The sequence below is a fragment of the Plantibacter sp. genome (assembly GCF_059073635.1).
The window spans coordinates 344,189-363,102 of sequence record NZ_JCACOF010000007.1 but is presented as its reverse complement, the minus strand read 5'-3'; the positions used below and the strand labels follow the sequence as shown (position 1 = coordinate 363,102).

Genomic DNA, 18,914 nt, shown 5'->3' with positions numbered 1-18,914 from the left:
AGAAGACATGCCCGTCGCCACCCCGGAACAGTACGCAGCGATGCTCGACAAGGCGAAGTCGAACGGGTTCGCGTACCCGGCGTTCAACGTCTCGAGCAGCCAGACCATCAACTCCGTCCTCCAGGGCCTCACCGAGGCCGGTTCCGACGGCATCATCCAGGTCACCACGGGCGGCGCCGACTACTTCGCCGGCCACACCGTGAAGAACCGTGCCGCCGGCGCGATCGCCTTCGCGAAGTTCGCGACCGAGGTCGCCAAGAACTACCCCGTCACCGTCGCGCTCCACACCGACCACTGCCCGAAGGACGCGCTCGACGGCTTCGTCATGCCGCTCATCGCCGCCTCCGAAGAAGAGGTGAAGGCCGGTCGCAACCCGATCTTCCAGTCCCACATGTGGGACGGCTCGGCGGTCCCGCTCACGGAGAACCTCGAGATCGCGACCGAGATGCTGAAGCGCACCAAGGCCATCAACGCCATCCTCGAGGTCGAGATCGGCGTCGTCGGCGGCGAAGAGGACGGCGTCAGCCACGACATCAACGAGCACCTGTACACCACGCTCGACGACGCCATCGCGACCGTCGAGGCGCTCGGCCTCGGCGAGCAGGGTCGCTACATGGCCGCCCTCACCTTCGGCAACGTGCACGGCGTCTACAAGCCCGGCAACGTCAAGCTCCAGCCCGAGCTGCTGAAGACCATCCAGGACGGCCTCACCGCCAAGTACGGCCACGGCCCCAAGCCGCTCGACCTCGTCTTCCACGGCGGGTCGGGTTCCACCGACGCCGAGATCGCCGAGGCCGTCGCGAACGGTGTCGTCAAGATGAACATCGACACCGACACGCAGTACGCGTTCACCCGCTCGATCGCCGGCTACATGCTCTCGAACTACGAGGGTGTGCTGAAGCTCGACGGCGAGGTCGGCAACAAGAAGGTGTACGACCCGCGCGCCTGGGGCAAGGTCGCCGAGTCGGCGATGGCCGCTCGCGTCCTGGAGTCGACGAAGCAGCTCGGCTCGTACGGCACCAGCACCTCCTAGTCACCTGCACCAACAGAACGGGCCCGGCATCGCTGCCGGGCCCGTTCTTCGTGTGTGGACGACTACGGCTGCTGCGAGCGGACGTACTCCATGAACGCCGGGTCGGCACCCATGGCCACGGCGAGACAGATCACCACGACCAGGTTCGCTGCGACACCGGCGACGAGCGGGATCCAGAAGGTCAGTCGACCCGCGCGGAGGGACCGGCTCGACAGGATGATGGCGCCCACCCACAGGGCGATCTGGAGACCGAGCGCCAGGATGCCCATGGCGCTCGCGAGACCGTCCGAGGAGTACCCCGAGACACCCATCTGCACGAGTGCAGGGCGGATCAGGCCGGGGAGGTCGAGCAGACCCGGCATGGTCACGATCAGGCCGACGAGGCCGAGTCCGAGCAGGATCGACGTCGCGATCCGGTCTCCGGCGACGGGTCGTCGGGCGGCCACGGTCGGAGCGCCCGGCTGCACCACCCCAGGCTCATGCGCCTGCTCACGCGTCTGCTCGCGGAGGGTCGGCTCCTGCTGCTGCCGCGGTTGCCGTTCGACGGGGACGACCGGCGCGATGCCGAGCTCCTCCGCCCGCTGTTCGTCGATGGGCTCGGCGATCCGGGCACGCTGCTCCTCGGGGGACGCGTACTCACCGAACTGCGGACGGGGGCGGGATTCGCTCATGGTCGACGCCCTCCCAGGGCGCGCGGATCGGTCGTGCCGGCAAGGTCTTTGCGCAGCTCCTTCGGCAGGGAGAACATGAGGTCCTCCTCGGCCGTCTTGACTTCCTGCACCGCGCCGTAGCCGGCTCCGGAGAGTTCTTCGAGGACCTCGTCGACGAGGACCTCCGGCACGGAGGCGCCGCTGGTGACACCGACCGTGACGACGCCGTCGAGCCAGGCCTGCTGGATCTCGTGCGCGTAGTCGACGCGGTAGGCGGCCTTCGCGCCGTACTCGAGGGCGACCTCCACGAGGCGCACCGAGTTCGAGGAGTTCGCCGACCCGACCACGATCACGAGGTCAGCGTCCTGGGCCACCTTCTTGATGGCGACCTGACGGTTCTGGGTCGCGTAGCAGATGTCGTCGCTCGGCGGATCCTGGAGCTTCGGGAACCGCTCGCGCAGGCGGCGGACCGTCTCCATGGTCTCGTCCACCGACAGCGTGGTCTGCGAGAGCCACACGACTTTGTCGGGGTCGGCGACGACGAGGTCGTCGACGGCTTCCGGGCTCGTCACGAGCGTGACGTGGTCGGGCGCTTCACCGGCCGTCCCCTCGACCTCCTCGTGCCCCTCGTGTCCGATGAGCAGGATCTCGTAGTCGTCGCGGGCGAAGCGCACGGCCTCGCGGTGCACCTTGGTGACGAGCGGGCAGGTGGCGTCGATCGCGAGCAGCCCACGGTCGGCGGCGGCATCGACCACGGCTGGCGAGACGCCATGCGCACTGAAGACGATGTGCGCGCCGGACGGCACCTCGTCGACCTCCTCCACGAACACCGCGCCCTGGGCCTCGAGCTGATCGACGACGTGCACGTTGTGGACGATCTGCTTCCGGACGTACACCGGCGCGCCATAGTGCTCGAGCGCCTTCTCGACGGCGACGACCGCGCGGTCCACGCCGGCGCAGTAACCACGAGGGGCGGCGAGCAGGACGCGCTTCTCGCCGGCGACGGGGAGGTCTGCGAGGCGTCCGGCGATGCGTCGGAGCCTCGGCATGCCGAGGCCGATGGCTGGGGCGTCGCGGAGATCGGTCACGTGTGGATTCTACGCGGCAGCGCTCGGGAGTCGGCCGTGAACGGTCGGGTGGTCCGCGACCCCGCGCCGTCGGTGCTCGCGGCTAGGCTTGAGGGATGAGCGATGCACCGGCCACCATGGAAGCCCCCTGGCCGGTCGCGCTCCTCGGCACGAAGCTCCGCGACTACATCGACCGCCTCGGCACGGTCTGGGTCGAGGGCGAGATCACGCAGTGGGGCGCCTCGGGCGGCAACGTCTACGGCAAGCTCAAAGACCTCGAGATCGATGCGACGGTCGGGTTCACCATCTGGTCGTCCGTCCGCGCGAAGATCCCCGCCGACCTCAAGCAGGGCGACCACGTGATCGCGTTGGTCAAGCCGAACTACTGGCTCAAGGGCGGCACGCTCACCATGCAGGTCATGGCGATGAAGCACGTCGGCATCGGCGACCTCCTCGAGCGACTCGAACGACTCCGTCGGCAGCTCGCCGACGAGGGGCTCTTCGACGCGTCGCGCAAGCGGCCGCTCCCGTTCCTTCCGCAGTGCATCGGGCTGGTCACCGGCAAGGACTCCGACGCCGAGAAGGACGTCCTGCGCAACGCGGAGCTGCGCTGGCCGTCGGTCCGGTTCCGCGTCGTCCACGCAGCCGTCCAGGGCGACCGCACCCCCGGCGACGTCGTGAGCGCTCTCCAGACGCTCGACGCCGACCCCGAGGTCGACGTCATCATCGTCGCGCGTGGCGGCGGCGACTTCCAGAACCTCCTCGGGTTCAGCGACGAACGCGTGGTCCGAGCCGCGGCCGCCTGCACCACGCCCCTCGTGAGCGCCATCGGCCACGAGGCGGACCGCCCACTGCTCGACGACGTCGCCGACCTCCGCGCCTCCACACCGACCGACGCCGCCAAGCGGGTCGTCCCCGACGTCGCGGAGGAGTTCGCTCGCGTGCAGCAGGCCCGCGTCCGGTTGTCCTCCCGGGTGACCTCGTTGCTCGGTCACGAGATCGACCGGCTCGCGACGCTCCGCACCCGTCCCGCGCTCGCCGACCCGTCCTGGATCGTCGACTCGCGGGCGGACGAGCTGACCCGCACGGTCGCCAGGGGTGCCGAGCTCATCGACCGCGCCGTCGAGCGCTCCCAGCGCGAGGTGACGGAGCTCCGCTCGCACCTCCGCGCCCTGTCGCCGCAGCGCACGCTCGACCGCGGCTACGCCATCGTCCAGCGAGCGGACCCGGAGGCCGGTGTCCCGGGCGGCGCGGTCATCCGCGCGGAGGGCGACGCCCCCGCCGGGACGGAGCTCCTGGTCACCCTCGCCTCCGGCGCGATCGGCGCCTCCAGTACCGGCCCGGCCACGGCTGCCGCCCGGACCGACGACGAATAGGATAGAAGCATGCCAACCCCCTCCGATGTCCAGGAGCTCAGCTATGAGCAGGCACGCGACGAGCTCGTGCGTGTCGTGTCCGAGCTGGAGCAGGGCTCGGCGTCGCTCGAGGACTCCCTCCGGCTCTGGGAGCGCGGCGAACAGCTCGCCCAGCGCTGCGAGGAGTGGCTGATCGGCGCGAAGGCACGGCTGGACGCGGCTCGCGCCGCCCAGCTCGGATCCGGCACTCCGGACGCATCGCGGTGAAGGACACCAAGCCGCCGCGCGTCGTGGCCGAGCTCGGCCGCCCCGAGACGCCGCAGGAGACCGCCGACCGCAAGGCGGAGAACTCCCGCCTGTACCGCTCGCGCAAGACCGTCAACAACCTCGTCCTGTCGCTCCTGGCCACGGTCGGCCTCGTGGTCGTGATCGTGCTGGCCGTGCCCCGAGGTGAGGCCCCGGAACGCCCGACCGTCGACTACGCGCAGCTCGCCGGTCAGGCGCAGCCCGACCTCCCCGTCCCACTCCTCACCCCCGAGCTCGGCGACGACTGGGGCAGCAACTACGCCGACGTCCGCACCGCAGCCTCACCGGTCGCCGGCACACCCGACATCCGCTCATGGAACGTCGGACTCATCTCCCCCGACGACGAGTTCGTCGGCCTCGTCCAAGGCGTGGACGCCAACGACACCTGGCTCCTCGCCGAGCTCGACGAAGCCCGGCCCACCGGAACCGTCACCATCGACGGCGTCGAGTGGGTCGAATACGCGAACGGCAGCGGCTCCGACGACGGCAACGTCGCGTACGCCCTGTCGACCGTCGCCGGTCGGAGCACGATCGCCGTGTTCGGCACGGCGAAGCCCGAGTACGTCCTCGATGTCGCACGCTCCGTGCGCACCGGGGTCACCGCCAACCTCGACGCCCCGTCGGGCGCCCCCGCAGAAACGGACTCAGAATGACCCAGAAGCGCCCCGGTGCCGTCTGGCGCGAGATGCAGCGCGGTAACGCGCGGTTCGTCGCCGGTCAGCCCGCACACCCCCGGCAGGACGTCGAACGCCGCGCCACGCTCGCGCACTCCCAGGCCCCGGAGGCGGTCATCTTCGGCTGCTCCGACTCCCGTCTCGCGGCCGAGATCATCTTCGACAAGGGACTCGGCGACCTCTTCGTCGTCCGCAACGCCGGCCAGATCGTCTCCGACTCGGTGCTCGGCACCCTGGAGTACGCCGTCGGCGTCCTGCAGGTCCCGCTCATCCTCGTGCTCGCGCACGACGAGTGCGGTGCCGTCCGCGCGGCGATCGACTCGCAGGCGGAGGACGCCGTCCCGCTCCCGCCGTACATCGACCGGCTCATCCAGCAGATCGTCCCCGCGGTGAGCGCCGTCGCCGGACCTGCCCCGATCGACGCGGCCGCGGTGGACTCCTCGGAGGTCGGTCGCCGCCACCTGCGGCGTACCGTCATGGAGGTCGTCTCGAGGTCCGAGCTCATCAGCGACGCGGTCGCCGCCGGCACGGTGGCCATCATCGGCGCGAACTACAAGCTCCTCGAGGGGACCGCCATGGCCGACATCGTCATCGGCGACGTCACGGTCCCCGAATAACCATCCGCTCGCCGTCCGGCGCAGCACCCACCATCGCAATCGCACGAAGGAGAACGAACAGCGTGGTAGACACCTCAGCAACCGAGTACCGCATCGAACACGACACCATGGGTGAGGTGCGGGTCCCCGCGAACGCGCTCTACGGCGCCCAGACGCAGCGGGCCGTCGAGAACTTCCCGATCTCGGGCAGCGGACTCGAGTCGGCGCAGATCGCCTCGCTGGCCCGGATCAAGAAGTCCGCGGCACTCGCCAACGCCAAGCTCGGCGTCCTCGACCAGGGTGTCGCCGACGCGATCGCCGCAGCGGCCGACGAGGTCATCACCGGCGCGCACGACGCGCAGTTCCCGGTCGACACCTACCAGACCGGCAGCGGCACCTCGTCGAACATGAACATGAACGAGGTCCTGGCGACGCTCGCGAGCGCGCGCCTCGGCAGCCCGGTGCACCCCAACGACCACGTCAACGCCTCGCAGTCCTCCAACGACGTCTTCCCGACCTCGGTGCACATCGCGGTCACGAGCGCCCTCATCGACGACCTCATCCCGGCCCTCGACCACCTGGCCGTGTCGCTCGAGCGCAAGGCCGAGCTGTGGAAGACCGCGGTGAAGCCCGGCCGGACGCACCTCATGGACGCCACCCCCGTCACCCTCGGGCAGGAGTTCGGCGGCTACGCCCGCCAGATGCGGCTCGGCATCGAGCGGGTGCGGACGGCACTCCCCCGCGTCGCAGAGGTCCCGCTCGGCGGAACCGCGACGGGCACCGGCATCAACACGCCGAAGGGCTTCCCCCAGCTCGTCATCGAGCTGCTCGCGCAGGAGACCGAGCTGCCGATCACGGAGGCGACCAGGACCACTTCGAGGCCCAGGGCGCGCGCGACGGACTCGTCGACGCCTCCGGCGCCCTCCGGGTCATCGCGGTGAGCCTCACGAAGATCTGCAACGACCTCCGCTGGATGGGCTCCGGCCCGAACACCGGTCTCGGCGAGCTGCACATCCCCGACCTCCAGCCGGGATCCTCGATCATGCCCGGCAAGGTGAACCCCGTGATCCCGGAGGCCGTCCTGATGGTCGGCGCCCGGGTCATCGGCAACGACGCGACCATCGCCTGGGCCGGCGCCTCGGGCTCCTTCGAGCTCAACGTCGCGATCCCGGTCATGGGCACGGCGCTCCTCGAGAGCATCCGTCTCCTGTCGAACGCGACCCGGGTCCTCGCCGACAAGACCGTCGACGGCCTCGAGGCCAACCTCGACCGCGCTGCGGCACTCGCCGGCTCCTCGCCCTCGATCGTCACCCCGCTGAACAAGATCATCGGCTATGAGTCGGCGGCGAAGATCGCCAAGCACTCCGTCGCCAAGGGTCTGACCGTCCGCGAGGCCGTCGTCGACCTCGGGTTCGTCGAACGCGGCGAGATCACGGAGGAGCAGCTCGACACGGCGCTCGACGTCCTCTCGATGACGCACCCCGGCTGAGTCGACCCGCTCGTCGAACGACCGGACGGCCCCGGAACCCTCGCGGTTCCGGGGCCGTCTCCGTCCGTGTGGTCACGCCGAGACGGCGATCGCGCTCCAGCAGCCGAGGAGCAGGAACGGGCCGAACGGGATGCGCGTGCGCCAACCGGCGGAGCCGCCACGTGAGCGTGCGAGGAACACGACGACCGCACCCGCGAGGCCGGCCGAGGAGACCGACACCACCGCGAAGAGCAGCACCGCGGACGTCCCGAAGCAGCCGACCGCGAGGCCGAGCAGCGCGCCGAGCTTCACGTCCCCCATGCCCAGCCCGCCGAGGAGGGCGCACACGTACAGGACGGCGCCGACCGCGAACCCCATCAGGAGCGGTTCGAGCGGGGCCACCTGACGCACTGCGGCATCGACCGCGGTGACCGGCACCGCGATGGCGAGCGCCGGCAGCACGAGACGGTTCGGGAGCCGCCGCTCCGCGACGTCGATGCGCACGAGCGGCGGCGTGATGCAGGCGAGCCACACGAGCACGATGACGACCGGACGCGGGTCGGGGCCGAGCCGGGCCACGGTGACGGCTACGAGCAGCAGCGTCGAGCCGGCCATCGCCGCGGTGGCGACACGCGGGCGGCAGCCGCCTGCCGGTGGAGGTCGGTCGCGAGGGCATCCCGTCAGGATAGGAGGATCCTCGTGCCGGCCTGCGGCGTTCTCCACAGGCGGCCGGGGTCGGCGGGGCGGGCCTTGCGAGCCAGCCCCGCCGACGGCCGCTAGGCCAGCTCGTTCCCTTCGAGCATCTCGGTCACGAGAGCCGCGATGGCCGAGCGCTCCGAGCGCGTCAGCGTGACGTGCGCGAACAGCGGGTGCCCCTTGAGCGTCTCGATCACCGAGGCGACGCCGTCGTGTCGGCCGACGCGCAGGTTGTCGCGCTGGGCGACGTCGTGCGTGAGGACGACCCGCGAGTTCTGCCCGATCCGGCTGAGGACCGTGAGGAGGACGTTGCGCTCGAGCGACTGCGCCTCATCGACGATCACGAAGGCGTCGTGGAGCGACCGGCCGCGGATGTGCGTCAGCGGGAGCACCTCGAGGATGCCCCGTTCGACCACCTCGTCGAGCACGTTCTGCGAGACGACCGCGCCGAGCGTGTCGAAGATCGCCTGTCCCCAGGGGTTCATCTTCTCGCCCTGGTCGCCGGGCAGGTACCCGAGCTCCTGGCCGCCGACCGCGTACAGCGGCCGGAACACCATGATCTTCTTGTGCGCCTGTCGCTCGAGGACGGCCTCCAGACCCGCGCAGAGGGCGAGCGCGGACTTCCCCGTCCCGGCTCGACCTCCCAGCGAGAGGATCCCGATCTCGGGGTCGAGCAGGAGGTCGATCGCGAGCCGCTGCTCGGCCGAGCGTCCGTGCAGACCGAAGACGTCGCGGTCGCCGCGGACGAGCTTGTAGCTGCGCTTGCCCGTGACCCGCCCGAGTGCGGATCCCCGGTCCGAGTGGATCACGAGGCCCGTGTTGATCGGCAGGTCCTCGATGATCGGCGTCGTCCCCTCCTCGCGCTCCCACAGCGTGCTCATGTCCTCGGAGCCGAGGGTGATCTCGGACATGCCCGTCCAGCCGGAGTCGACCGCGAGTTCCGCCCGGTACTCCTCCGCCTGCAGACCGATGGAGGCCGCCTTGACGCGCAGCGGCAGGTCCTTGGACACGACCGTGACCGTCAGGCCGTCGTTCGCCAGGTTCAGCGCGACCGCGAGGATGCGCGAGTCGTTGTCGCCGAGCTGGAGACCGGACGGCAGCGAGGCCATGCTCGAGTGGTTGAGTTCGACCCGCAGGGATCCGCCGTCACCGACGGGGATCGGGAAGTCGAGGCGTTCGTGCTCGATGCGGAGCTCGTCGAGGATGCGGAGTGCCTGACGTGCGAAGTAGCCGATCTCGGGGTCGTTGCGCTTGCCCTCGAGCTCGCTGATGACGACGACCGGGATGACGACGGCGTGCTCGGCGAACCGGAAGAGCGCCTTGGGGTCCGACAGCAGCACGGAGGTGTCGAGCACGTAGGTGATCTCGGCCTGCGCCTGATCTCCCCCGCTCGCCGTGTGGTCGGCGGGTCGCCGGCTCCGTCTCGTCGACGCGTCCCGCGTCTCGGTCCCGGCTGACGTGTTCTGGATTTCTCGCGAGGCCACAACCACTCCCACCCCGAGCATCTGATGCTCGGATCACTGTGCGAAACGGCCGCCTGCAGGGTTTCGAGCCGAACTTGTGTGGCCGTCTCGACCGGGCTCCATGCCCGATGAGATGAACGTACGTCCGGCCGCCGACATCGACGCGACGACACGCCCCGTGTCCTGTTACGGGGAGGTGAACAGATGGGGGCCGTCTTCTGGCCCGCCGGTGGTCGGACGGCGGCTCAGTAGCTCGCGGCCGTCGCGAACGACAGCAGCGCACCGCGCAGCTGGTCCAGCGTCTGCCGGCTGGTACCGGCGTGCACGCTGAGCCGCACGGCCCCGGCGCGGATCGTCGCGGTGACGCCGTGGTTCTCGAGCGAGGTCCACAGCGTGTCGAGGACGGACTCCTCCGGCTCCAGGACGACGATGCCCGCGCGTTCGTGCTCGTCTCGCGAGGAGACCACCGCGACGCCGAACTCGTCCGCGAGCTCGATCACCTCGGCCGTGAGCTCGGCGATCGCGGCGTGGACCGTCGCGGTCCCGACGGCGACCGTGTCCTCCAGCGACGCGGCGAACCGCGCCGCCGCGAGCGGGTCGGGCCTGGTGATCGAGTACGCGCGCGCCGATCGGCTCGGTGCCGGGGTCGCGCTGAACGGCCAGGGCTCGTCGGTGCCGGTCACGCCGGAGAAGACCGGCTCGAGTCGCTCGACGGCGCGGTCGCTCAGGGCGAGGAATCCGGTGCCCCAGCCCGCCCGCATCCACTTCTGCCCGCCCGAGGCGACCACGTCGGCGACGGCGTAGGGGGCGTCGACCACACCGAAGCCCTGGATGGCGTCGACGATCAGGAGGCGGTCGCCGATCACCTCGCGGACGGCTTCGAGGTCGCAGACGTAGCCGGTGCGGTAGTCGACGAGGCTCACGGCCACGGCGGTGACGGCGTCGTCGAGCTGCTCGCGCACGCTCTCGGCCGTCACGTGCCCGCGTCGCGTCTCGAGCCATCTCGGCGTGAGCAGGTGCCGGTGCTCGGCGGCCCGCTCCGCGGCGAGCGGCAGCGTGGGGTATTCCAGGCGGGAGAGCAGGACCGTGCCGCTCAGGCCGAACATCGCGTGCATGAGGCCCTGCGAGGTGTTGGGCTGGGCGACGACCTGGTCGGCTCGGAACCCGGTGAGCGTCCCGACGGCGGTCCGCATCCGTTCGTCCTGCACGTCGACCGCGCCGAGCGTGCCGGGGGTCGCACTCGCGAGCACGTCGTTCCAGCGGGCTGGCCTCGAGGACGACGGACGCCGCCAACGGACCGACACTGCCGTAGTTGAGATAGCCGTCGACCTCACCGAATCCCGCTTGGAAGGTCTCCAACCGGGACGCCGTCTCCGGCTCGTCCGGCTCCGAGGCCGGAGTCGGACCGGCTCATCCGCCGAACCGCCGCTGCCGCCTGGAGAAGTCGCGGAGGGCGCGGAGGAAGTCGACCTCGCGGAGGTCGGGCCCGAGCGCCTCGACGAAGTAGAACTCGCTGTGGGCGCTCTGCCAGAGCATGAAGTCGCTCATCCGCTGTTCGCCGCTGGTGCGGATGACGAGGTCGGGGTCGGGCTGGCCTCCCGTGTAGAGGTGCTCACCGATGAGGTCGGGGGTGAGCAGCGCCGCGAGGTCTTCCAGGCTCCGACCCTCGAGGTGGTGCTTGGCGACGATGGCGCGCATCGCGTCCACGATCTCGGTGCTGACCGCCGTAGCCGACCGCGAGGTTGATGTGCATGCCGGCACGGTCGGCCGTGCGCTCCTCCGCGCTCGTCAACGCCGTGCGCAGCGACTCCGGGAGACCGTCGCTCGAACCGACGTGCTTCACGCGCCAGTCACGGTAGTGCGACAGCCCCTCGGCGAGGTCGGCGATGATGTCGACGAGGTCGTCCAGCTCGTCCGGTGCGCGGTTCACCAGGTTGTCGCTCGACAGCAGGTACAGGGTGACGACGCCGATGCCGAGGTCGTCGCACCAGGTCAGGAACTCGCGCATCTTCGCCGCACCGGCCCGGTGGCCGTGCGCCGCTGTGTCGTACCCGAGCTGCTTGGCCCACCGCCGGTTGCCGTCGATGATCATCGCGACATGGTGCGGCAGCGTCTGCGGAGTGAGCGCCTTCCGGAGGCGCCGTGCGTAGACGCCGTACAGGAAGCCGTCCACCGGTGCGGAATGCCTCGTCATCACCCTGCAACGCTAGTGCAGTTTCCTGCATCGCTCCCAGTACGCGTTCCGTGCCACCCCGTATCCTGGACCCATGACGAGTGGAGACCCCGAGCTGCCGAAGCTGCCGTTGCTCGAGGTCGCCGCCGACGATGCCGCCGCACCGGAGGAGGTCAAACCGACCTGGCGCGGATGGCTGCACGCCGGGATCTTCCCCATCTCGATCGTCGCCGGGATCGTCCTCGTCGTGCTCGCACAGGGCGCGGCCGCGAAGTGGAGTTCGACGGTCTTCGTGCTCACCTCGATGCTGCTCTTCGGGAACTCGGCGCTGTACCACCGGTTCTCCTGGCGCCCCTCGGTCAAGCTCCTCCTCAAGCGGATCGACCACGCCAACATCTTCCTGTTGATCGCCGGCACCTACACGCCGCTCGCCGTGCTCGCGCTACCACCGGCGCAGGGCAACCTCCTGCTCGTGCTCGTCTGGGGCGGCGCGCTCCTCGGCATCGGTTTCCGCGTGTTCTGGATCAACGCCCCGCGGTGGCTCTACGTCCCGCTCTACCTGGCACTCGGGTGGGGTGCGGTCGCGTACCTCGGCGACATCGCCCGCGGCAACTTCGCCACGATGGTGCTCGTCGCCGCCGGTGGCCTGTTCTACACGGTCGGCGCGGTCATGTACGCGATGAAGCGACCGAACCCCTGGCCGGGGCGGTTCGGGTTCCACGAGCTCTTCCACCTGTGCACGGTGCTCGCGTTCCTCTGCCACTGGACCGGGATCCTGCTGATCGCGATCGACCCGGTCTACAACCGCTGACGACCGGCGGCCCGGCGCGCGGCGAGGCGTCGCGGTGGTGGTGTCAGCGGGCCGACTGGTCCGACGGCGGGCGAGGGTCGTCCTCGACGCCTGCGGGGGCCGCCTCACCGGTGTCGCTCCCCGCGCGGTCCGCGGCTGCCCGCTCGGCGACCTCGGCCTGGAGCCGCTCGTCGATCTCCGCGCGGTAGTTGACCCGGCGCACGCGACGCACCATGTCGATGACGAGGAACACGACGACGCCGGCGATGGCGAAGGTGATCACGAAGCCCCACGGTCCCGGCGTCACCTGGTTCTCGTCGAACGCCGGCGAGGGCGACGGCGACGGCGTGACCGCCAACAGGACCTCGGTGAACAGGTGGTGCATCATGCGGTTCCTTCGCTGGTGTCGATGCCGTCGAACAGCTCCGACTCTGGGGTGGTCGACGCGACGTGCGACGTGACCAGTTGGTAGTCCTCGAACGGCCATGCGGCACGGAGGACGTCGTTGGGCCAGAAGAAGAACGGTGAGTCTGGCGGCACCTGGCTGCCGTGCGCCCGGAGCGCGGCGTCGCGCGCCTCGAAGAAGTCGCCGACGCGCACGTGCGTCGTCGCGAGATCGGGCCGGCCGGCCATCCACTCGCGCATCTCGGCCAGTCGCTCGACCGCCGGGTCGTCGGGGTGGTGCTCCAACAGGTAGGCGTACACGGCCTCGAGCCGGGCGGGGCTGAACGAGCGGTCGTAGTACAGCTTGTCGACCCGCCAGGGCTCGCCCGCTTCGGGATAGCGCGTGGGATCTGCCGCCGCTTCGAACGCCGCGACGCTCACCTCGTGGCACCGGATGTGGTCGGGGTGCGGGTAGCCCCCGTTCTCGTCGTAGGTGATGATGACCTGCGGCCGGAAGGAGCGGACGATGCGCACGAGCACACCGGTCGAGACCTCGAGGGGGATGTCGGCGAAGCTCGCGGGTGGGACCGTGCCGTCGTCGCGGGCCATCCCGCTGTCCTGATAGCCGAGCCACCGGTGCTCGATGTCGAGGATCTCCTGCGCCGCGGCCATCTCGAGGCGACGGTAGCCGGGGAGGTCGCGCTCGATCATCGCGACGTCGGCGAGTCCGGGGTTCTGGAGGTCGCCGCGTTCACCACCGGTGCAGCTGACGACCATGACCTCGGCGCCGAGGCTCCGGTAGTGCGCGAGGGTCGCCGCACCCTTGCTCGACTCGTCGTCGGGGTGCGCGTGCACGGCGAGCAGTCTCATGGTCATGGTGCTCCGCCTTCCGGCTGGTCTGCGCGAGGGGACCGCTTCGCGACTCGTGACGTGACGACGCGGTCGGGACTCCGCATCCAGGAAGAGGCAATACGCTTGAGGTGTCGACCTCGAGGCGTCTCGCACTCCTGGTCCAGCTTAACCGTTCGAACCGGAGCCCGTGACGTGACCTCTCCCCTGCAGGATGCCGGCCCTCAGGACGCCATCGCGGCGCGATACGGACGCACCCCTGGCAACCGTGCCCGCGACCGCCGCCTGATCTGGCTGGCCGCCGCCGCGTTCGCCGTCGTCTTCATCGCGTGGGTCGTGTGGGCCGGTCTCGACGGCAGTCGGCCGAGCATCGAGTCGCGCAACACGGCGCACGAGATCGTCGACGACACGATGGTCAGCGTGTCCTTCGAGGTCACCGGTCCGCAGGACACCCCCATGGCCTGCTCGGTCCAGGCGCTCAACGAGCAGTTCGCGGTCGTCGGATGGAAGGTCGTCGAGCTGCCGCCGTCCGAGCAGCGCACCCGCACCTTCACGGAGAGCGTCCGCACCACGGAGCTCAGCAACACCGGCGTCGTCGACACCTGTTGGGTGGTCGAGCGCCGCTCCTGACCCGCGACGGCGTCGGCGCGTGCACCGCACTCGCGCGCCGATCGTGCGATACTCGAAGGCAGTACTTCATACGCCCCGGCATTCCGCCGGGGCGTCTGGCATATGACGGGCGTTTCGGCCGTCGTGTGCGGACCCACCATGCAAAGGAGTTCCATCGTGTCCGAGCAGATCCAGGAGACGTTCCTCACCCAGCAGGCCTTCGACCGGCTGCAGGCGGAACTCGAGCACCTCAGCACGACGGGCCGCGAGGAGATCGCCAAGCGCATCGAAGCGGCTCGCGAAGAGGGCGACCTCAAGGAGAACGGCGGCTACCACGCCGCGAAGGACGAGCAGGGCAAGCAGGAGGCCCGCATCCGGACGCTCACGCAGATGCTGCGCGACGCCAAGGTGAGCGAGGCACCGCAGTCCAGTGGTGTCGTGGAGTCCGGCACCGTCATCACGGCCGTCGTCGCGGGCGGCGAGGAGCGGTTCCTCCTCGGCAGCCGCGAGATCGCCGGCAACACCGACCTCGACGTCTACAGCGAGGGCAGCCCGCTCGGCGCCGCCATCCTCGGTCTGAAGATCGGCGAGAAGACCACCTACGAGGCGCCGAACGGCAAGGAGATCACCGTGTCGATCAGCGCGGTGGAGACCTACACCGGTTCCTGATCCGGTACGTCGCGCCTTCGCGACCGACCAGACGCAGCAGGGCCCCGCCGACACGGCGGGGCCCTGCTGCGTTCCGTCGGTCGGATCAGTCGTCGACGATCTGCGGGTCGTACCCCGCCTCGCGGAGCGTCTGCACGACGAGGTCGCGGTGGTCGGGCCCGCGCGTCTCGATGCTGAGCTCGAGTTCGACGTCGCTGATCTGCAAGCCGTGGCCGTGTCGGGTGTGCAGCACCTCGATGACGTTCGCGTTGGCCTGCGCGACGAGCTCCGCCGTCCGTGCGAGCTGCCCCGGTCGGTCGGGCAGCGGGATGCGCAGCGTCAGGTAGCGGTCCGACGCCGCGAGGCCGTGACTGACGACCCGCTGGAGCAGGAGCGGGTCGATGTTGCCGCCGGAGAGGATGGTGACCGTCGTGCCGGTCGGTTCGATCTTCCCGGCCAGGATCGCCGCGACACCGGCGGCTCCGGCAGGTTCGACGACGAGCTTGGCGCGCTCGAGGAGGACGACGATCGCCCGGGCGAGGTCGTCTTCGCTGACGGTGACGACCTCGTCGACGAGGGCGCTGATCATCTCGAAGTTGAGCTCACCGGGACGGGCCACGGCGATGCCGTCGGCGATGGTCGGCTGCACGGTGATGGTCGTCGGGGTTCCGGCTTCCAGCGACGCCGGGTACGCGGCCGCGTTCGCCGCCTGGACGCCGATCACGCGGATGGTGCGTCCTTCGAGGGCCGCGCGCTGCTTCATGACACCCGCGACACCCGAGATGAGCCCGCCGCCGCCGATCGGCACGATGACCGTCTCGACGTCGGGGACCTCCTCGAGGATCTCGAGCCCGAGCGTGCCCTGCCCGGTGATGACGTCCGGGTGGTCGAACGGCGGGATGAGGATGGCACCGGTCTCCGCGGCGAACTCGGCGGCGGCGATCAGCGGTTCCGCCACCGTGTGGCCGCGCAGGATGACGTGCGCACCGTAGTCGCGCGTGGCGGCGAGCTTCGGGAGCGGGACGCCGACCGGCATGAAGATGGTCGCGGTGATGCCGAGCTCACGGGCGGCGAAGGCGACACCCTGCGCGTGGTTGCCCGCTGAGGCCGCGACGACGCCGCGCGCCCGCTCCTCGGGGGTCAGGCTGGACATGCGGTTGTACGCGCCGCGGATCTTGTAGGAGCCGGTGCGCTGGAGGTTCTCGCACTTGAGGTGCACGGGCACGCCGAGGACGTCGGCGAGGTAGCGGGAGCTCTCCATCGGCGTGCGCTGGACGGTGCCGACGAGGGTGTCCCTGGCTCGCTCGAACGCGGCGAGCGACGGGCCGGGGAACACGGGTGTGGTGGTCGTTGAATCGGTCATGGTGTGCGGGGTCCTGGACTTTCTGGGGACGAGGTCTCTCGGAGGTCTTCGCTGGGGTGCTGGGGCTCCTGATCGCCTGGGCGATCCTGCGGCTCGTGGGACGAGCGGGAGCCCGGACGGATTCGCCTGGGGCTCGGGACGGTCTGCCAGATGGCGCCGTCGGCACCCGGTTCCGGAGGAGCACTGCCGCCGGTCCGCCAGGTGCCGCTGGCGATGGTGTGGACCATCACGTTGATCACGGCCACCACGGGCACCGCGAACAGGGCGCCGGGGATGCCGGCGACGAGCGTGCCGCCCGCGACGGCGAGGACGACGGCGAGCGGGTGGACCTTGACGGCCGTACCCATGATGAGCGGCTGCAGGACGTGGCCCTCGAGCTGCTGGACGAGGAGCACGACGCCGAGCATGAGCAGCGCGATGACGGGACCGTTGTAGACGAGCGCGAGGAAGACGGCCACGGCGCCGGTCACCACGGCGCCGACGATCGGCACGAACGAGCCGAGGAAGACGAGCACGGCCACCGGGATCGCGAGCGGGACGCCGAGGAAGAACGCGCCGAGTCCGATACCGACCGCGTCGATCGAGGCCACGAGGATCTGCGTGCGGACGTAGTTGCCGAGCGTCCGCCAGCCTGCGCGACCGGCGCTGTCGACCGCGGGGCGTGCCCGCTGCGGGAAGACGCGCACCGTCCAACGCCAGATCGTCCGACCGTCGATGAGCATGAACAGCAGACAGAAGAGCGTCAGGAAGACGCCCGTCGCGACATGGCCGAGCGTCGAACCGATCGACAGGGCGCCCGAGAGCAGGACCTGGCTGTCCTGCTGGAGCGAGTCGAACGCCTGGGCGATGAAGTCGTTGAGCTGTGTCTCGGTCACGTGCAACGGACTGGCGAGCAGGAAGGCCTTGAAGTCGCCGTAGGCGGTCATGGTGCGGGCCTGCACGGAGGCGAACTGCGAGGTGATCTGCGAGATCGCGAGGAAGATCAGTCCGCTCACCACGGAGAGCGTGCCGACCATCGCGAGCGCGATGGCGAGACCCTTCGGCCAGCGGTGCCGCACCAGGACGTCGACGACGGGCTTCAGGAGCGCGGAGACGAGGACGGCGATGAGCAGCGGGATCACGATGAGGCGGAGCTGCACGACGAGGAAGACGAGCAGCGCGACGACCGCGGCCACCAGCAGGATCCGCCAGGACCACGCTGCGGCCACGCGCATGCCGCGCGGGACGCTGCTCGATCCGCTCAGGTCCGGTTCGCGCACGGGCGAGGCCGCTTCGGGAAGGAAGCGTCCCCACCAGGTCTTCGGAGTGTCGTCCGCCATTGCTCAAGTGTATGGCTGGCACATGCCGGTGAGCGCATGCGGACGCCGGTCGGGCGGCGGTGCTTCCGCCGGTGCACGGCGGGTGTCCGACGCCGGTGCTAGCGTCGGGCCGTGTCCGCTTCCCTCTCCCCCGCCCTCGCCCGACGGATCGCGCTCGGTGCGCAAGGGTTCGGCGCCCCGCAGCGCACGACTCCGGCGGGTACCCGCACCCTGCGCTCGACGATCGATCGCCTGGGTCTCCTGCAGATCGACTCCGTCAACGTGTTCGAGCGCAGTCACTACCTGCCGCTGTTCGCGAGGCTCGGCGGATACGACAAGACGCTGCTGGATCGGCTGACCCTCGGAGCCGACGCGCCCTACCTCGAGTACTGGGCGCATGAGGCGGCCTTCATCCCCCGCGACTCGTGGCCGTTGTTCCGGTGGCGGATGGACGCGCACCGCGCGAAGCATGTCGGCGACGAGACCACCTGGGCGAGCCAGAACACGGAGATGTTGGACTGGGTCCGAGCGCTCCTGCGCGTCGAGGGGCCGCTGAAGGCGAGCGAGATCGAACACGACGCGAACGTCCGACGCGGACCCTGGTGGGGATGGTCCGATGTGAAACGGGCGTTGGAGGTCCTGTTCCTCTACGGCGAGGTGGTCACGGCCGGTCGCGACCGGTTCGAGCGCCGGTACGCGCTGGCCGAGCACGTGCTGCCGCAGCACCTCCTCGACCTCGACGTCGCCCGGCCCGACGCGATCCGTGCGCTCGTCGAGCAGGCAGCGGCAGCGCAGGGCGTCGCGACCGTCGCGGACCTCGCGGACTACTTCCGGATCAAGCCGCAGACCGCGGTCCGCCGAGCTGTCGACGAGCTCGTGGACGCCGGTGTCCTCGAACCCGTGACCGTGGCCGGCTGGGACCGACGCGGTGGGCCGCAGGAAGCGTGGCTGCACCGCGACGCCCGACGGCCGCGACGGATCGAGGGGGCCGCGCTGCTCAGCCCGTTCGACCCCGTCGTCTGGTTCCGCGAACGCGCCCTCCGCATGTTCGGACTCCACTACCGGATCGAGATCTACACGCCGGAGCCCAAGCGCGTCTACGGCTACTACGTGCTACCGGTTCTCATCGACGGCGAGATCGTCGCGCGCGTCGATCTGAAGAGCGACCGCCAGGCCGGGGTCCTGCGGGTCCAGTCCGCCTGGTTCGAGCGTGGACACCAGGATGCCGTCGCCAGAGGGCTTCGTCCCGTCGCCGACGACGCGATCGCAGGACGCCTCGCGGAGCTCCTCGAACAGACGGCCCGCTGGCAGGGACTCGACGCGGTGGTCGTCGTCGACCGCGGGACGCTGGCGGCGCCCCTCGCGCATGCGGTCGGCACCCGGCTCGTCCCCGGCTCGCGCGCGCCGGAGATGGGTACTACTCCCCATGCTCAGGAGGCGCAATCACTCTCAGGGGATGCACACCGACTGCTAAGTTGATGAGCACCTTCAT

At 70.2% G+C, this 18,914-nt stretch carries 18 protein-coding genes and 2 pseudogenes; 10 read left to right on the top strand and 10 right to left on the bottom strand.

From position 1 onward, the window contains the following. The first annotated feature begins 7 nt into the window (after nt 1-7). The gene (gene fbaA / locus AC5JOC_RS06995; RefSeq protein WP_085510491.1) at nt 8-1,033 is read left to right on the top strand and encodes a class II fructose-bisphosphate aldolase; all 1,026 of its coding nucleotides are present in this window, start codon (nt 8-10) and stop codon (nt 1,031-1,033) included. A 62-nt stretch (nt 1,034-1,095) separates the two neighbouring features. On the opposite strand, the gene AC5JOC_RS06990 is transcribed toward fbaA, so the two are convergent. Further along, nucleotides 1,096-1,704 (bottom strand): DUF6264 family protein, encoded by a 609-nt coding sequence (locus AC5JOC_RS06990; protein ID WP_192005251.1) that lies wholly within the window; start codon nt 1,702-1,704, stop codon nt 1,096-1,098. Next, nucleotides 1,701-2,732 carry a 4-hydroxy-3-methylbut-2-enyl diphosphate reductase gene (locus tag AC5JOC_RS06985; protein ID WP_071261248.1) on the bottom strand — a complete coding sequence of 344 codons (1,032 nt, stop codon included), beginning with the start codon at nt 2,730-2,732 and terminating at the stop codon, nt 1,701-1,703. Before AC5JOC_RS06985 ends, AC5JOC_RS06990 begins: the two co-directional genes overlap by 4 nt. A gap of 134 nt (nt 2,733-2,866) precedes the next feature. Here AC5JOC_RS06985 and xseA point away from each other — a divergent pair, with 134 nt between their 5' ends. From xseA to AC5JOC_RS06960, 5 genes and pseudogenes are all read left to right on the top strand, one after another. Further along, on the top strand, nt 2,867-4,126 hold the full coding sequence (gene xseA, locus AC5JOC_RS06980) for an exodeoxyribonuclease VII large subunit (protein WP_274499645.1): 1,260 nt from the start codon (nt 2,867-2,869) through the stop codon (nt 4,124-4,126). A 9-nt stretch (nt 4,127-4,135) separates the two neighbouring features. After that, complete coding sequence (locus AC5JOC_RS06975; RefSeq protein ID WP_064296575.1) at nt 4,136-4,372, top strand: exodeoxyribonuclease VII small subunit; 237 nt, start codon at nt 4,136-4,138, stop codon at nt 4,370-4,372. Continuing rightward, nucleotides 4,369-5,064 carry a DUF4245 domain-containing protein gene (locus AC5JOC_RS06970; RefSeq protein WP_167620449.1) on the top strand — a complete coding sequence of 232 codons (696 nt, stop codon included), beginning with the start codon at nt 4,369-4,371 and terminating at the stop codon, nt 5,062-5,064. The genes AC5JOC_RS06975 and AC5JOC_RS06970 overlap by 4 nt, the downstream gene beginning before the upstream one ends. After that, complete coding sequence (locus tag AC5JOC_RS06965; protein WP_079705503.1) at nt 5,061-5,702, top strand: carbonic anhydrase; 642 nt, start codon at nt 5,061-5,063, stop codon at nt 5,700-5,702. Before AC5JOC_RS06970 ends, AC5JOC_RS06965 begins: the two co-directional genes overlap by 4 nt. A 107-nt stretch (nt 5,703-5,809) precedes the next feature. Beyond that, nucleotides 5,810-7,170: pseudogene (locus AC5JOC_RS06960) on the top strand (class II fumarate hydratase). Nucleotides 7,171-7,242: 72 nt separating this feature from the next. Here the strand turns inward: AC5JOC_RS06960 and AC5JOC_RS06955 are convergent. The 4 genes and pseudogenes from AC5JOC_RS06955 to AC5JOC_RS06940 form a co-directional block, all read right to left on the bottom strand. After that, entirely contained in the window at nt 7,243-7,764 is a 522-nt protein-coding gene (locus tag AC5JOC_RS06955) for a prepilin peptidase (RefSeq protein ID WP_494245888.1), read from the bottom strand. A 161-nt stretch (nt 7,765-7,925) separates the two neighbouring features. Further along, nucleotides 7,926-9,209, bottom strand: coding sequence for an RNA 5'-3' helicase PhoH2 (phoH2, locus tag AC5JOC_RS06950; protein ID WP_370282231.1), 1,284 nt, complete (start codon nt 9,207-9,209; stop codon nt 7,926-7,928). Between the two features lie 344 nt (nt 9,210-9,553). Then, a complete protein-coding gene (locus AC5JOC_RS06945; protein WP_494245886.1) occupies nt 9,554-10,612 on the bottom strand; it encodes an aminotransferase class V-fold PLP-dependent enzyme in 1,059 nt (352 codons plus the stop codon). A gap of 106 nt (nt 10,613-10,718) precedes the next feature. Beyond that, nucleotides 10,719-11,502, bottom strand: a pseudogene (locus AC5JOC_RS06940) (isoprenyl transferase). 73 nt (nt 11,503-11,575) lie between these two features. On the opposite strand from AC5JOC_RS06940, the gene trhA reads away from it, so the two are divergent. Then, nucleotides 11,576-12,292 (top strand): PAQR family membrane homeostasis protein TrhA, encoded by a 717-nt coding sequence (gene trhA / locus AC5JOC_RS06935; RefSeq protein WP_079705497.1) that lies wholly within the window; start codon nt 11,576-11,578, stop codon nt 12,290-12,292. Nucleotides 12,293-12,335: 43 nt separating this feature from the next. Here the strand turns inward: trhA and AC5JOC_RS06930 are convergent, their stop codons facing one another. Next, on the bottom strand, nt 12,336-12,659 hold the full coding sequence (locus AC5JOC_RS06930; protein ID WP_079705496.1) for a hypothetical protein: 324 nt from the start codon (nt 12,657-12,659) through the stop codon (nt 12,336-12,338). Then, nucleotides 12,656-13,531, bottom strand: coding sequence for a mycothiol conjugate amidase Mca (gene mca, locus AC5JOC_RS06925; protein WP_079706259.1), 876 nt, complete (start codon nt 13,529-13,531; stop codon nt 12,656-12,658). Before mca ends, AC5JOC_RS06930 begins: the two co-directional genes overlap by 4 nt. Before the next feature lie 168 nt (nt 13,532-13,699). Between mca and AC5JOC_RS06920 the strand changes: the two genes are divergently transcribed. Together AC5JOC_RS06920 and greA are read left to right on the top strand one after the other, a co-directional pair. Continuing rightward, complete coding sequence (locus AC5JOC_RS06920; RefSeq protein WP_159878183.1) at nt 13,700-14,134, top strand: DUF4307 domain-containing protein; 435 nt, start codon at nt 13,700-13,702, stop codon at nt 14,132-14,134. A gap of 156 nt (nt 14,135-14,290) precedes the next feature. Further along, the gene (greA, locus tag AC5JOC_RS06915; protein ID WP_229938696.1) at nt 14,291-14,782 is read left to right on the top strand and encodes a transcription elongation factor GreA; all 492 of its coding nucleotides are present in this window, start codon (nt 14,291-14,293) and stop codon (nt 14,780-14,782) included. Between the two features lie 85 nt (nt 14,783-14,867). On the opposite strand, the gene ilvA is transcribed toward greA, so the two are convergent. Together ilvA and AC5JOC_RS06905 are read right to left on the bottom strand one after the other, a co-directional pair. Beyond that, nucleotides 14,868-16,124 carry a threonine ammonia-lyase gene (gene ilvA, locus AC5JOC_RS06910; RefSeq protein ID WP_079705493.1) on the bottom strand — a complete coding sequence of 419 codons (1,257 nt, stop codon included), beginning with the start codon at nt 16,122-16,124 and terminating at the stop codon, nt 14,868-14,870. Continuing rightward, nucleotides 16,121-17,443, bottom strand: a complete 1,323-nt coding sequence (locus tag AC5JOC_RS06905; RefSeq protein WP_085510479.1) for an AI-2E family transporter — start codon at nt 17,441-17,443, stop codon at nt 16,121-16,123. The genes ilvA and AC5JOC_RS06905 overlap by 4 nt, the downstream gene beginning before the upstream one ends. Nucleotides 17,444-17,554: 111 nt before the next feature. On the opposite strand from AC5JOC_RS06905, the gene AC5JOC_RS06900 reads away from it, so the two are divergent. Beyond that, entirely contained in the window at nt 17,555-18,901 is a 1,347-nt protein-coding gene (locus AC5JOC_RS06900) for a winged helix-turn-helix domain-containing protein (protein ID WP_494245883.1), read from the top strand. The last annotated feature ends 13 nt before the right edge of the window (nt 18,902-18,914 follow it).

Coding starts and splice junctions, on each gene's coding strand:
- AC5JOC_RS06965 (WP_079705503.1), top strand. CDS start 5,061: ATGACCCAGAAGCGCCCCGGTGCCGTCTGGCGCGAGATGCAGCGCGGT.
- AC5JOC_RS06905 (WP_085510479.1), bottom strand. CDS start 17,443: ATGGCGGACGACACTCCGAAGACCTGGTGGGGACGCTTCCTTCCCGAA.
- mca (WP_079706259.1), bottom strand. CDS start 13,531: ATGACCATGAGACTGCTCGCCGTGCACGCGCACCCCGACGACGAGTCG.
- xseA (WP_274499645.1), top strand. CDS start 2,867: ATGAGCGATGCACCGGCCACCATGGAAGCCCCCTGGCCGGTCGCGCTC.
- ilvA (WP_079705493.1), bottom strand. CDS start 16,124: ATGACCGATTCAACGACCACCACACCCGTGTTCCCCGGCCCGTCGCTC.
- AC5JOC_RS06990 (WP_192005251.1), bottom strand. CDS start 1,704: ATGAGCGAATCCCGCCCCCGTCCGCAGTTCGGTGAGTACGCGTCCCCC.
- AC5JOC_RS06985 (WP_071261248.1), bottom strand. CDS start 2,732: ATGCCGAGGCTCCGACGCATCGCCGGACGCCTCGCAGACCTCCCCGTC.
- AC5JOC_RS06930 (WP_079705496.1), bottom strand. CDS start 12,659: ATGATGCACCACCTGTTCACCGAGGTCCTGTTGGCGGTCACGCCGTCG.
- trhA (WP_079705497.1), top strand. CDS start 11,576: ATGACGAGTGGAGACCCCGAGCTGCCGAAGCTGCCGTTGCTCGAGGTC.
- AC5JOC_RS06955 (WP_494245888.1), bottom strand. CDS start 7,764: ATGGCCGGCTCGACGCTGCTGCTCGTAGCCGTCACCGTGGCCCGGCTC.
- fbaA (WP_085510491.1), top strand. CDS start 8: ATGCCCGTCGCCACCCCGGAACAGTACGCAGCGATGCTCGACAAGGCG.
- AC5JOC_RS06975 (WP_064296575.1), top strand. CDS start 4,136: ATGCCAACCCCCTCCGATGTCCAGGAGCTCAGCTATGAGCAGGCACGC.